This is a genomic window from Bacillus sp. NPDC093026, assembly GCF_044754665.1.
GTDB lineage: Bacteria > Bacillota > Bacilli > Bacillales > Bacillaceae > Bacillus > Bacillus maqinnsis.
Window position 1 is genome coordinate 58,341 of the sequence record NZ_JBIVPN010000008.1, and the last position, 12,842, is coordinate 71,182.

The 12,842-nt window shown below is 42.6% G+C and carries 14 protein-coding genes and 2 riboswitches; all 14 genes read left to right on the forward strand.

Going from position 1 to position 12,842, the window contains the following annotated elements:
• Positions 1–37 precede the first annotated feature (37 nt).
• Positions 38–139: riboswitch (purine riboswitch) on the forward strand.
• Positions 140–281: 142 nt separating this feature from the next.
• Complete coding sequence (locus tag ACIQCE_RS14540) at positions 282–1,607, forward strand: NCS2 family permease (RefSeq protein WP_400495611.1); 1,326 nt, start codon at positions 282–284, stop codon at positions 1,605–1,607.
• Between the two features lie 206 nt (positions 1,608–1,813).
• Complete coding sequence (locus ACIQCE_RS14545) at positions 1,814–1,990, forward strand: hypothetical protein (protein ID WP_400495612.1); 177 nt, start codon at positions 1,814–1,816, stop codon at positions 1,988–1,990.
• 5 nt (positions 1,991–1,995) lie between these two features.
• On the forward strand, positions 1,996–2,175 hold the full coding sequence (locus ACIQCE_RS14550; protein WP_353853682.1) for a YezD family protein: 180 nt from the start codon (positions 1,996–1,998) through the stop codon (positions 2,173–2,175).
• Between the two features lie 236 nt (positions 2,176–2,411).
• Entirely contained in the window at positions 2,412–3,203 is a 792-nt protein-coding gene (locus ACIQCE_RS14555; protein ID WP_400495613.1) for a hypothetical protein, read from the forward strand.
• A 202-nt stretch (positions 3,204–3,405) separates the two neighbouring features.
• Positions 3,406–3,960 carry a DUF2179 domain-containing protein gene (locus ACIQCE_RS14560; protein ID WP_353853680.1) on the forward strand — a complete coding sequence of 185 codons (555 nt, stop codon included), beginning with the start codon at positions 3,406–3,408 and terminating at the stop codon, positions 3,958–3,960.
• Entirely contained in the window at positions 3,957–4,157 is a 201-nt protein-coding gene (locus ACIQCE_RS14565; RefSeq protein WP_400495614.1) for an NETI motif-containing protein, read from the forward strand. Before ACIQCE_RS14560 ends, ACIQCE_RS14565 begins: the two co-directional genes overlap by 4 nt.
• A gap of 79 nt (positions 4,158–4,236) precedes the next feature.
• A riboswitch (purine riboswitch) is annotated at positions 4,237–4,338 on the forward strand.
• A gap of 169 nt (positions 4,339–4,507) precedes the next feature.
• Positions 4,508–4,996 carry a 5-(carboxyamino)imidazole ribonucleotide mutase gene (purE, locus tag ACIQCE_RS14570; RefSeq protein ID WP_400495615.1) on the forward strand — a complete coding sequence of 163 codons (489 nt, stop codon included), beginning with the start codon at positions 4,508–4,510 and terminating at the stop codon, positions 4,994–4,996.
• Positions 4,989–6,131 carry a 5-(carboxyamino)imidazole ribonucleotide synthase gene (gene purK, locus ACIQCE_RS14575; RefSeq protein ID WP_400495616.1) on the forward strand — a complete coding sequence of 381 codons (1,143 nt, stop codon included), beginning with the start codon at positions 4,989–4,991 and terminating at the stop codon, positions 6,129–6,131. Before purE ends, purK begins: the two co-directional genes overlap by 8 nt.
• A complete protein-coding gene (gene purB, locus ACIQCE_RS14580) occupies positions 6,128–7,423 on the forward strand; it encodes an adenylosuccinate lyase (protein ID WP_400495617.1) in 1,296 nt (431 codons plus the stop codon). Before purK ends, purB begins: the two co-directional genes overlap by 4 nt.
• Before the next feature lie 73 nt (positions 7,424–7,496).
• Positions 7,497–8,219 carry a phosphoribosylaminoimidazolesuccinocarboxamide synthase gene (gene purC, locus ACIQCE_RS14585; protein ID WP_400495618.1) on the forward strand — a complete coding sequence of 241 codons (723 nt, stop codon included), beginning with the start codon at positions 7,497–7,499 and terminating at the stop codon, positions 8,217–8,219.
• Positions 8,212–8,466 carry a phosphoribosylformylglycinamidine synthase subunit PurS gene (gene purS, locus ACIQCE_RS14590; protein ID WP_003214349.1) on the forward strand — a complete coding sequence of 85 codons (255 nt, stop codon included), beginning with the start codon at positions 8,212–8,214 and terminating at the stop codon, positions 8,464–8,466. Before purC ends, purS begins: the two co-directional genes overlap by 8 nt.
• The gene (purQ, locus tag ACIQCE_RS14595) at positions 8,463–9,146 is read left to right on the forward strand and encodes a phosphoribosylformylglycinamidine synthase subunit PurQ (RefSeq protein ID WP_400495619.1); all 684 of its coding nucleotides are present in this window, start codon (positions 8,463–8,465) and stop codon (positions 9,144–9,146) included. Before purS ends, purQ begins: the two co-directional genes overlap by 4 nt.
• The gene (purL, locus tag ACIQCE_RS14600) at positions 9,130–11,361 is read left to right on the forward strand and encodes a phosphoribosylformylglycinamidine synthase subunit PurL (protein ID WP_400495620.1); all 2,232 of its coding nucleotides are present in this window, start codon (positions 9,130–9,132) and stop codon (positions 11,359–11,361) included. The genes purQ and purL overlap by 17 nt, the downstream gene beginning before the upstream one ends.
• Positions 11,337–12,767 carry an amidophosphoribosyltransferase gene (purF, locus tag ACIQCE_RS14605; RefSeq protein ID WP_353853671.1) on the forward strand — a complete coding sequence of 477 codons (1,431 nt, stop codon included), beginning with the start codon at positions 11,337–11,339 and terminating at the stop codon, positions 12,765–12,767. Before purL ends, purF begins: the two co-directional genes overlap by 25 nt.
• Positions 12,768–12,842: the final 75 nt, after the last annotated feature.

Genomic DNA, 12,842 nt, shown 5'->3' on the forward strand with positions numbered 1-12,842 from the left:
TATTGTGTTTTAAAAATGAAGTTGGTACAATAGACACAGAAATCAAATAGTTAGAAGTCGTATAATCGCGGGGATATGGTCCGCAAGTTTCTACCAAGCTACCGTAAATAGCTTGACTACGTCAATTCACACTCGTTTGATATAAATCATGCATTGTTCTTGTTTTATGTCACGCCCTGAATTCAAATGTAGTCAAGCGTCCCAATCTGTTGGGGCGCTTTTTATTTGACTTGTGAATGGGGCAGGCTAAAGCAAAAGGACATGAAGGGAGTCAGTTGGCTTTGAAACAGTTTTTTCAGTTTGATGAGTTAGGTACGAATTATCGCAGAGAGATCATCGGCGGTTTGACGACATTTTTGTCGATGGCTTACATTTTGTTTGTTAATCCGATCACACTTGCTTTAGTGGCAGTACCGGATTTTCCAGATAAATTACGAATTGATCAGGGGGCTGTCTTTACGGCAACTGCTTTAGCGTCTGCGGCAGGGTGTTTCCTGATGGGTTTGATCGCTAGGTATCCGATTGCGATTGCACCAGGTATGGGGCTTAATGCGTTTTTTGCCTTTTCGGTTGTTCTTGGGATGGGCATTTCATGGCAGGCAGCATTATCAGGTGTATTTGTTTCTGGATTGATTTTCGTTGCACTTTCTTTAACAGGTTTCCGTGAAAAGATCATCAATGCCATTCCTGCTGAGCTGAAACTGGCTGTTGGTGCGGGTATTGGTTTGTTCATTACGTTTGTTGGTTTACAAGGCTCTGGCATAATCGCCAACAATGATAATACACTCGTATCAATTGGAAACATTCATAGTGGTCCTGTTCTTTTGACTGTGTTCGGTATTGTTGTGACGGTCATTTTGATGGTACTTCGTGTGAATGCAGGTGTCTTCATCGGGATGCTTGTGACGGCGATTGTGGGGATGATTTTTGGTCTTGTGCCAGTTCCATCTTCAATTGTAGGTAGTGTTCCAAGTCTTTCTCCAACTTTTGGTCAAGCGTTGATTCACTTGCCAGACATTTTCTCTATTCAAATGCTAGTCGTGATTTTAACCTTTCTTTTCGTTGGTTTCTTTGATACAGCGGGTACGCTTGTTGCAGTTGCGACGCAAGCTGGTTTAATGAAAAATAACGAGCTGCCACGTGCAGGAAGAGCACTGCTTGCGGATTCTTCTTCCATTGTTGTTGGCTCTATTCTTGGGACATCAACTACAACGTCTTATGTCGAATCTAGCTCAGGTGTTGCAGCTGGTGCACGTTCTGGATTTGCGGCAGTGGTCACAGGGATATTTTTCTTGCTTGCGATGTTCTTTTCACCACTTTTATCTGTCGTGACGTCGAATGTGACTGCACCTGCACTCATCATTGTGGGAGCACTCATGGTTGCGCCGCTTGCAAAAATTGCATGGGATCGCTTTGAAATTGCGGTACCAGCCTTCCTGACCATGATCATGATGCCACTCACATACAGCATTGCCACAGGGATTGCGATTGGATTCATCTTCTATCCAATTACCATGATCTTTAAAGGAAAAGCAAAAGAAGTGCATCCGATAATGTACGGATTGTTTGTTATCTTTATTCTGTACTTTGCTTTCTTAAATCATTAATCGATCATTTGAAACAGCAGCTCATGGTAGCTGTTGTTTTTTTATTGAAAAATATAAAACATAGTTGACTTATAGGAATTATGAGTTTATCATATAAAGAAATAATTCGCTGATTGGATCACCAAAGGCGCTTTGATCTCCTTTTAGATAGAAGGTTCAGAGTGCCTTTTTTCTTTTAGTCTACCGACTGGGAAGGAGGGAATGTCTTGTCACATTGGCTTAGGCAGGCCATTGAGCGAAAAAAGCATGGATTGATTCAGGAACTGCTTTTATGGGGTCATGAGGAAAAACGGGAAGACCTTCTTCATTATACGATTCATGAACTAGAAAATGAGGTTCTCTATTTAAAAGAATGCATCAAAAGTAGAGGGGATGGAGGATGAATGAGATGGATGAGCAAAAATTAAATTTCATTTTATCTGCATTAAAAAGTATTGAATACGGTTCTGTGGTGATCACCATTCATAATGGACATATTACACAGGTCGATACGACTGAAAAGACTCGATTCCCTTTTCATCAGGAGAAAGTTCGGGTTCAGAAGACAGAGAGCAGTCGCTATCGCTAACGATTGTACATTATTAATAAGAAGGTTACTCGTAAAAGCTGATGCGGTCATCAGCTTTTTTGTTTTGTCTCTTTTTTTAAAACCTCTTGTGTGTTTAAGACGTCTACTACTCGTATGAGGGTCAAGGAATCTTGACTGAATAGGGAGACTCCGCTACTTTAGATAGGAGTCGGAGTCATTCGGCAGGTCACTTTGGTGAGCTCGTACGAATTGTCTGGAATAGGAGTTGACATGATATGCTAGAGAAAGATCAAGAGCAGGTCACACCTGAAATGAAAAATGAAGAGCCATCAATAGATCAAGAAACAAGACAATCACGGTTAAGCCGCAGTGCTGCAAAACGAGGGAGAATCTCAAAAGCAACTGATGATGAGCGTTCAGTACTTCAGCGCATCATGAGAAATGCAGGAGAGGCGTTTAAGCGTTATGGCTCGTATGGATTTGCGATGTTAAAGTCACCTAGTCAAGCAATCAACCAAACTGAACAATTACGCATGAAGTATGCGTGGATTTCAATTGTGTTATTTAGTGTGTTTTTTGCTTTGGGCAATTATATTCAATTAAAGGCGTCAAAGGACCGTTTATTAGGTTTTGGTGTTCACTTTTCATTTGGGGAAGCCTTTTCGACTGTAGCTGTTTTTACATTAGTACTAATCACAGTGATGATGCTTACCGTCTGGGTGCTCGGTAAGTACATGCTAAAAGGGCAAATGTCATTAAAAGCCGTCATTTTAAAGTTTGGGGCGGCACTTGTGCCTGTTATGGTTTTATCCATTCTTTGGCTTGTTTTTGCAATGCTTAATATTCCTTATGTAACGGTCATTATATCCGTCATGATGTTTTTCGGTCTTCAGTTAATCGCAGTTGTGCTCTTTCGTTCGATTCTAATGGAGCATGAAGCAGCTCGCGGAGATTTCATGTATGCGGGCTGGATATTTTTATTGGTCGAGCTTATCATCATTGCGTTGCTCTGGGGTATTGTCGGGTCCTATTTGATTCCTTCACTTGTTCCCGTTCATTTTGCATAATATGTGTGAAAGCCTCCTTTGTCTGAAAAGGAGGCTTTTGATGTTGTGAAGTTGAAAAAACGGGTAAACATATGGGAGCAAAGACCAACATTTTTGTCGAAATATTTATGTGTTATTCTCGTATGAATTTGATTGTATCAAGGGTTGTTCTTTAGTAGAATATGGAGTGCTTTATTTGATTTTAGTGCAGGGGGTTCTAATCGTGCTTCAACAACTTTTATCCAATGCCTTCACCATGGTTTTGATTATCTTAGTGATTAACATTGTCTATGTCTCTTTCTCCACCATGCGATTGATCTTAACAATGAAAGGCAGACGGTATGCAGCCGCTTTTGCTGGTACGGTCGAAATGCTGATTTATGTAATTGGGTTAAGTATTGTACTGGATAACTTAGATCAAGTACAAAATATCATTGCGTATGCGCTTGGGTATGGGATCGGAATTATTGTCGGGATGAAAATTGAAGAGAAGCTGGCACTTGGCTACATTACTGTAAATGTGATTACAAAAGAATTGGATCTTGATCTCCCGAAGCAGTTGAGGGAAAAAGGATATGGCGTCACTAGCTGGGTAGCAGGTGGTCTTGAAGGAGACCGTTCAGCAATGCAAATTTTAACACCGAGAAAATATGAACTGCAATTATATGAAACGATTAAAACGCTGGATTCTAAGGCGTTTATTATTTCATATGAGCCCAAATCCATTCATGGTGGCTTCTGGGTAAAGGCTGTGAAGAAAAGGAGAATTAAAGAATGACCGCAAAACCAAAGAAGAAGAAATTCTACGTAGAAGACAACATGACGATTGATCAAGTGTTGTCCCAAATGGAAAAAGAAGGCTATTCACCTATCCGTCGAATGGAGGAGCCCATCTTCCAAGAAAAGAAGGAAAATGGGGCAATTCAGATCATTCCAATTGGGAAAAAAATCGTATTTGAAGGGAAAATAGTCTAAATCCGAACATTAAAACAACAGACTCATAGATTGTTCGATAATATCGTTGACATCATGGACATCCGTTGTTAAGATAAACATGAAATCAAAACACGAACCTCATATAATCTTGGGAATATGGCCCATAAGTTTCTACCCAGTCACCGTAAATAACTGGACTATGCAGGATAGTGAACAAAACTGACATGGCGTTTCAAAAGCGAACAGCGCTTACCATGGCCCGGTTTGTGTTGCTTCCTACAATGCAATGCAAATCGGGTCTTTTTGTTCGGCGTTTGACAAGCTACTTAGGTTTGGGGAGCATGTCAAACGATACAAGATGAAATATAAGCTTAAAAGGTGGGGACAAAATGAAGCCGCTTGTAGGTGTCATCATGGGAAGTACATCTGATTGGGAAACAATGAAGAATGCGTGCGACATCTTAGAAGAACTAGACATTCCGTATGAAAAACAGGTTGTTTCAGCACATCGGACACCTGATTTAATGTTTGAATATGCGAATGAAGCGAGAGGTAAAGGACTAAAGGTCATTATTGCTGGCGCAGGAGGTGCAGCACATTTACCGGGGATGGTCGCAGCCAAAACGACACTTCCGGTCATTGGTGTACCGGTTCAATCAAAGGCGCTAAATGGACTTGATTCCCTATTATCAATCGTTCAAATGCCGGGCGGTGTTCCAGTTGCGACAGTCGCAATTGGCAAAGCCGGTGCGACCAATGCAGGGTTACTTGCAGCACAAATGATCTCGGCCTTTGATGAGGAGCTCGCATCTTGTCTTGAAGATAGAAGAGAACAAACAAAACAGACTGTACTAGAAAGCAGTGATCAGCTTGGCTAAGCAGACCATTTTTCCAAACGCAACAATCGGGATTATCGGCGGAGGACAGCTTGGCAGATATATGGCTGTTAGCGCAAAGCAAATGGGGTACCGAGCGGCTGTAGTGGATCCAGTCACACATTCTCCATGTGGACAGGTTGCTGATACAGAGATTACGGCAGCATATAATGACCTTGAAGCCATTCGGAAGCTGGCTGAGCTAAGCGATGTGGTGACATATGAGTTTGAAAATATAGATTATGATGCCCTCAATCAATTGCAGGAAGAGGCGTATTTGCCACAGGGAAGTGAGCTTCTTCTGATGACGCAAAATCGTGAAACCGAGAAAAAAGGAATTGAAGCTTCAGGCTGTGAAGTAGCGCCTTACCGAATTATTCATGATCAAAAGGAGTTGGCAGAAGCAGCGGATGTGCTTGGCTTACCGGCAGTGCTAAAAACATGTAGAGGCGGTTACGATGGAAAAGGTCAGTATGTCATCAAGGAGAAAAATCAGCTTGATGAAGCCGCAAACTTGCTCATGCATGGTACATGTATTTTAGAAAGCTGGGTTCCTTTCCAAATGGAATTATCTGTTATTGTGACACGCTCTGTTCATGGGGAAATTGCGGTGTTCCCGGTCGCTGAGAACATTCATAAACACAACATCCTATTCCAAAGCATTGTGCCTGCAAGGGTAGATGACAACATTCAAGAGAAGGCGAAGAGGCTGGCAACAACACTTGCAGAAAAGCTAGAGTTAGTCGGTACACTTGCAGTTGAACTTTTTCTAACAAACGAAGGGAAGTTGCTTGTAAATGAGTTGGCACCCCGTCCGCATAATTCTGGTCATTATACATTGGATTTATGTGAAACAAGTCAGTTTGAACAGCACATTCGTGCGATCTGCGGTTTACCGCTTGGCGGAACAGCCCTTTTATCAGAAGGAATGATGGTGAACTTATTAGGCGATGAAATGTTTATTCCTGAAGAGCACCCAGAGCTTTTAAAGGAAGCGAAGCTTTATTTATACGGGAAACATGAAGTGAAAGCCGGTCGCAAGATGGGGCATATGACTTTTATGAAAAAACTCGATGATGAGTGGATGACAAACATCACAAAGATGTGGACTGAAAGAGATGGAGGAAACGGGAAATGATCGAACGCTACGCACGACCAGAAATGTCAGCAATCTGGACAGAGGAAAACAAATTTAACGCATGGCTTGAAGTAGAAATTCTCGCTTGTGAAGCTTGGGCAGAGCTTGGCATCATTCCGAAAGAAGATGTTGTCACAATGCGCAAGAATGCAAGCTTTGATATCGAGCGTATTCTAGAGATTGAACAAGAAACGCGCCACGACGTGGTTGCCTTTACGCGTGCTGTATCTGAATCTCTAGGTGAGGAAAAGAAGTGGGTTCATTACGGATTAACGTCTACAGACGTAGTGGACACTGCACTGTCTTATTTATTAAAACAGGCGAACGATATCTTACTCAAGGACATTGAGAGATTTGTTGACATACTAAAAGAAAAAGCAAAAGAGCACAAATATACAGTCATGATGGGCCGTACACACGGTGTACATGCTGAACCGACAACGTTTGGCCTCAAGCTTGCTCTTTGGTACGAAGAAATGAAGCGTAATTTGGAACGTTTTAAACAAGCGAAAGCCGGCATTGAGTTCGGTAAAATCTCTGGTGCTGTTGGCACATATGCAAACATTGACCCGTTTGTTGAACAATATGTGTGTGAAAAACTTGGCATTCAACCTGCACCCATCTCGACCCAAACCTTGCAGCGTGACCGTCATGCAGATTATATGGCCACTCTTGCTTTAGTTGCAACAAGCATTGAAAAATTTGCTGTTGAGATTCGCGGTCTCCAAAAGAGTGAAACACGTGAAGTGGAAGAATTTTTCGCAAAGGGACAAAAAGGATCGTCTGCGATGCCGCATAAACGTAACCCAATTGGCTCTGAAAACATGACAGGGATTGCCCGCGTCATCCGTGGTTATATGCTGACAGCTTATGAAAATGTGCCGCTTTGGCATGAGCGTGATATCTCACACTCTTCTGCTGAACGCATCATTTTACCAGATGCAACGATTGCACTTAACTATATGCTTAACCGTTTCTCCAATATTGTGAAAAACTTGACGGTTTTCCCAGAGAATATGAAACGCAACATGGATCGTACACTTGGTTTGATTTATTCACAACGAGTACTCCTTGCTTTAATTGATACGGGCATGTCACGTGAGGAAGCGTATGACACCGTTCAACCAAAGGCGATGGAAGCTTGGGAAAAGCAAGTTCCATTCCGTTCACTAGTAGAAGAAGAAGAGAAAATCACATCACGTCTCACACCTGAACAAATCGCTGACTGCTTCGATTACAACTATCATTTGAAAAATGTCGATATGATTTTCGAACGTCTAGGTCTTGTGTAAGAAATGGGCGACCTGCAAAGTCAGGCGTCCAATCCTGAAAATTGCCAACATTCAAATTAGGAGGCCGAACTGAATGACTGTGAAACAAGCACTTCTCTATGAAGGCAAAGCGAAAAAAATCTATCAGACCGATGACGAACATATTTTATATGTCGAATATAAAGATGCAGCAACAGCATTTAACGGTGAAAAGAAGGCTGAAATTGAGGGCAAAGGCAGACTAAACAACGAAATTTCCAGTTTGATTTTTCAAAGGCTGCATGAGAAAGGGATTAACAATCACTTTGTGAAACGCATTTCCGAAACGGAGCAACTCATTCAAAAGGTGCAAATCATCCCGCTTGAGGTTGTTGTAAGGAACGTTGTGGCAGGCAGCATGTCTAAGCGCCTCGGGATTCCAGAGGGAACGAAGCTTGAAACACCACTCATTGAGTTCTACTACAAAGATGATGCACTGGGTGATCCGCTCATTACAGAAGATCATATTCGCATTTTAAACGCAGCGACAACGGAGCAAGTCGAGGAAATAAAACAAATCACAAGACAAGTGAATAAAGAATTAACACAAATCTTTTCAGACTGTCATGTGAACTTAATAGATTTCAAGCTTGAATTTGGAATAGATCACGAGAATCGTATTTTGCTGGCTGATGAGATTTCACCTGATACGTGCAGGCTATGGGACAAAGACACAAATGAAAAGCTTGATAAAGACGTGTTCAGACGAAACTTGGGCGGCTTAACGAATGCATACGAGGAAATTTTCAAAAGACTTGGAGGCCATAAACATGTATAAAGTGAAAATTTTTGTCAGCTTAAAAGAGAGCGTTCTTGATCCACAAGGAAGTGCCGTGCAACACGCCTTGCACAGTATGTCTTATCAAGAAGTAAAAGATGTTCGTATCGGGAAATACATGGAGCTTGTCATTGAAAAATCAGATCGTGATTTAGACACAGTTGTCAAAGAAATGTGTGAAAAATTACTTGCCAATACGGTCATTGAAGATTACCGCTATGAGGTGGAGGAGGTTGTCGCACAGTGAAGTTTGCAGTGATTGTTTTGCCTGGCTCTAACTGTGATATTGACATGTACCATGCAATTCAAGATGAGCTAGGTGAACAAGTTGAATATGTATGGCATGACGAAACGAGCCTTGACGGATTTGACGGTGTACTCATACCAGGCGGTTTCTCTTATGGGGATTATTTAAGATGCGGGGCGATTGCCCGTTTCTCAAACATCATGCCAGCTGTGAAAAAAGCTGCAGAGGAAGGAAAACCTGTTCTTGGCGTTTGTAACGGATTTCAAATTCTTCAGGAGTTAGGCATTCTTCCAGGTGCGATGAGACGCAATAAAGGGTTGAAATTTATTTGTCGTCCAGTTGAACTCATTGTAGAGAACAACGAAACGCAATTTACAAGCGGCTATCAAAAAGGTGAATCCATTACAATTCCTGTAGCACATGGTGAAGGCAACTTCTACTGTGATGAAGATACTTTAGCGAAGCTCATTGACCAGAACCAAATCGTCTTCACTTACGGAGAGGATATGAACGGCAGTGTGAATCGAATTGCAGGTGTAACAAATGAAGAGGGCAATGTACTCGGCATGATGCCGCACCCTGAACGCGCAGTTGATTCATTACTAGGCAGTGCAGACGGACTTAAATTGTTTCAATCTATCGTGAAAAATTGGAGGGACACTCATGTCACTACTGCTTGAACCAAGTCACAAGCAAATTAAAGAAGAGAAATTGTATCAGCAAATGGGATTGAGTGATGAAGAATTTGCTTTAATCGAATCCATTATTGGTAGGCTGCCGAACTACACAGAAACGGGTATCTTTTCCGTTATGTGGTCAGAGCATTGCAGTTATAAAAACTCTAAGCCTGTTTTAAGCAAATTCCCGACAAAAGGAGAACATGTCCTTCAAGGTCCTGGGGAAGGCGCTGGAATTGTTGATATTGGAGACAATCAAGCGGTTGTATTTAAAATCGAATCACATAACCATCCCTCTGCGATTGAACCATATCAAGGAGCAGCAACAGGTGTCGGCGGTATCATCCGAGATGTCTTCTCTATGGGTGCACGTCCAATTGCTGTTTTAAACTCTCTTCGTTTTGGTGAACTGACTTCACCACGCGTGAAGTACTTGTTTGAAGAAGTAGTGGCAGGGATTGCAGGCTATGGAAACTGTATCGGCATCCCAACAGTAGGTGGAGAAGTTCACTTTGATGAAAGTTATGAAGGTAACCCGCTCGTCAATGCAATGTGTGTCGGTTTGATTAACCATGAGGACATTAAAAAAGGGCAAGCCAAAGGCGTCGGCAACACAGTCATGTACGTTGGCGCAAAAACAGGCCGTGACGGCATTCACGGGGCGACATTTGCATCTGAAGAATTTTCTGATGAATCAGAAGAAAAGCGTTCAGCTGTCCAAGTGGGCGATCCTTTCATGGAAAAGCTGTTGCTTGAAGCATGTCTAGAAGTCATCAAAAATGATGCACTCGTTGGGATTCAAGATATGGGAGCCGCTGGTTTAACAAGCTCAAGTGCAGAAATGGCGAGTAAAGCAGGCTCTGGTATTGAGATGAACCTAGATCTCATCCCGCAACGTGAAACAGGCATGACGGCATACGAAATGATGCTGTCTGAATCACAAGAGAGAATGCTTTTGGTCATTGAAAAAGGTCGTGAACAAGAAATCATTGATATTTTTAAAAAATATGACTTGGAAGCTGTATCAGTTGGTCGTGTGACAGATGATAAAATGCTTCGACTAATTCATCAAGGTGAAGTGGTATGTGAGCTTCCAGTTGATGCTCTTGCAGAAGAAGCGCCAGTTTATCACAAGCCTTCAAGTGAGCCTGCTTACTACCGTGAGTTCTTAGAGACAAAGGTAGAAGCACCTAAGATCACAGATGCAGCTCATACATTAAAACAGCTTCTGCAGCAGCCGACGATCTCAAGCAAAGAATGGGTATACGATCAATACGACTACATGGTTCGTACAAACACAGTGGTTGCGCCGGGTTCTGATGCCGGTGTCCTTAGAATTCGCGGGACGAAAAAAGCGCTTGCGATGACAACAGACTGTAATGCACGTTATCTCTATCTTGATCCAGAGGTAGGCGGTAAAATTGCAGTCGCAGAAGCAGCACGTAACATTGTCTGCTCAGGTGCTCGCCCACTTGCAGTGACAGATAACCTGAACTTTGGTAACCCGGAGAAACCAGAGATTTTCTGGCAAATCGAAAAATCTGCTGACGGTATTAGTGAAGCGTGCCGCACCCTGAACACACCGGTCATCGGTGGTAACGTGTCATTATATAATGAATCAAATGGAACAGCGATCTACCCAACGCCGGTCATCGGTATGGTTGGTTTGGTTGAAGATATAGCACATATTACAACACAATCCTTTAAGCAGGCTGGCGATGTGATTTTCGTCATTGGTGAGACGAAGGAAGAATATGCAGGCAGTGAGCTTCAAAAGATGACAGAGGGACGCATCTACGGAAAAGCACCGGAAATTGATTTGACAGTAGAGCTTGCACGTCAAGAAGCCCTTCTAGCTGCGATTCAAAATGGACTTGTTCAATCAGCACATGATGTGTCTGAAGGCGGACTTGGTGTTGCACTTGCGGAGAGCACATTTGGTACGAGCGGTCTTGGAGCCGATATACAAATCGATTTAAGCTGTCAAGCATCATTATTCAGTGAGACACAATCACGTTTTGTTGTCACAGTGAAACGAGAGCACCGCACTGCATTTGCTGAGGCAGTGAAGGATGCAAAAGAGGTAGGAACGGTTACAAATGATGGAGTACTTACAATAAAGAATCAGGATGGACAACAATGGATTCATGCGCCTGTTCACGAGCTTGAAAGCGCATGGAAAGGAGCGATCCCATGCTTGCTGAAATCAGAGGCTTAAACGAAGAGTGTGGTGTCTTTGGAATTTGGGGACATGCCGAAGCTCCTCAAATCACTTACTACGGATTGCATAGCCTTCAGCACCGAGGGCAAGAAGGTGCGGGAATAATTGCAACAGATGGTGAAAAACTTTCGTCACACAAAGGTCTTGGACTGATTACGGAAGTATTTCAAAATGGTGAGCTGAAGCAGTTAAAAGGAAGAGGTGCGATCGGGCATGTTCGTTATGCAACAGCAGGCGGAGGCGGCTTTGAGAATGTGCAGCCCCTCTTCTTCCGCTCGCAAAATAACGGAAGTCTTGCACTTGCTCATAACGGTAACTTGGTCAATGCCACACAATTAAAACAGCAGCTTGAAAACCAAGGGAGTATCTTCCAAACATCCTCTGATACAGAGGTGCTTGCCCACTTAATTAAGCGAAGCGGATATGTGAATTTAAAAGATCAGATCAAAAATGCCCTTTCCATGCTTAAAGGAGCATATGCTTTCTTAATTATGACGGAAACTGAAATGATTGTTGCGCTCGATCCGAACGGCTTACGTCCACTTTCGATTGGCATGCTTGGAGACGCTTATGTTATCGCTTCTGAAACATGTGCTTTTGATGTCGTCGGTGCAACGTACTTAAGAGATGTTGAGCCTGGTGAAATGCTGATCATTAATGACGAAGGACTAAAATCTGAACGCTTCTCAATGAACATTAATCGCAGTATGTGTAGCATGGAATACATTTATTTCTCAAGACCAGACAGCAATATCAATGAAATCAATGTGCATAGTGCAAGAAAGAATCTCGGTAAGAAACTTGCAGAGGAAGCACATGTTGAAGCAGATGTTGTCACAGGTGTACCTGATTCTAGTATTTCCGCAGCGATTGGTTATGCAGAAGCAACAGGCATTCCATATGAGCTTGGTTTAATCAAAAATCGTTATGTTGGCCGGACATTTATCCAGCCATCTCAATCATTACGTGAGCAGGGCGTACGTATGAAACTTTCTGCTGTACGTGGTGTTGTCGAAGGGAAGCGAGTCGTGATGGTGGATGATTCGATCGTTCGCGGTACAACAAGTCGCCGAATTGTTACCATGCTAAGAGAAGCTGGTGCAACAGAAGTGCATGTTCGCATTAGTTCACCGCCAATCGCACATCCGTGTTTTTATGGAATTGATACATCGACACACGAAGAGCTGATTGCTTCTTCTCACTCAGTAGAAGAAATTAGACAGGAAATCGGTGCAGATTCCATTGCTTTTTTATCTGTAGAAGGTTTAATGAACGGGATTGGCAGAAAGTATGATGATCCGCAGCGTGGTCAATGTTTGGCATGTTTTACTGGAAAATATCCGACTGAAATTTATGAAGACACTGTCCTTCCACATGTGAAGGAAACAGTACTGACGAAATAATCGAATAATCGAGCAGCAGTCAAGAGGGTTTGATATGCTGCTCTTTCATTCTGCCTGAATTAGATTGAAAGAAGC

Excerpts from the sequence above, each read along its gene's own strand:
- ACIQCE_RS14550 (WP_353853682.1), top strand. The coding sequence starts at position 1,996 with ATGGATGAGCAAAAATTAAATTTCATTTTATCTGCATTAAAAAGTATT.
- ACIQCE_RS14555 (WP_400495613.1), top strand. The coding sequence starts at position 2,412 with ATGCTAGAGAAAGATCAAGAGCAGGTCACACCTGAAATGAAAAATGAA.
- purB (WP_400495617.1), top strand. The coding sequence starts at position 6,128 with ATGATCGAACGCTACGCACGACCAGAAATGTCAGCAATCTGGACAGAG.
- purC (WP_400495618.1), top strand. The coding sequence starts at position 7,497 with ATGACTGTGAAACAAGCACTTCTCTATGAAGGCAAAGCGAAAAAAATC.
- ACIQCE_RS14565 (WP_400495614.1), top strand. The coding sequence starts at position 3,957 with ATGACCGCAAAACCAAAGAAGAAGAAATTCTACGTAGAAGACAACATG.
- purF (WP_353853671.1), top strand. The coding sequence starts at position 11,337 with ATGCTTGCTGAAATCAGAGGCTTAAACGAAGAGTGTGGTGTCTTTGGA.
- purE (WP_400495615.1), top strand. The coding sequence starts at position 4,508 with ATGAAGCCGCTTGTAGGTGTCATCATGGGAAGTACATCTGATTGGGAA.
- purL (WP_400495620.1), top strand. The coding sequence starts at position 9,130 with ATGTCACTACTGCTTGAACCAAGTCACAAGCAAATTAAAGAAGAGAAA.
- purS (WP_003214349.1), top strand. The coding sequence starts at position 8,212 with ATGTATAAAGTGAAAATTTTTGTCAGCTTAAAAGAGAGCGTTCTTGAT.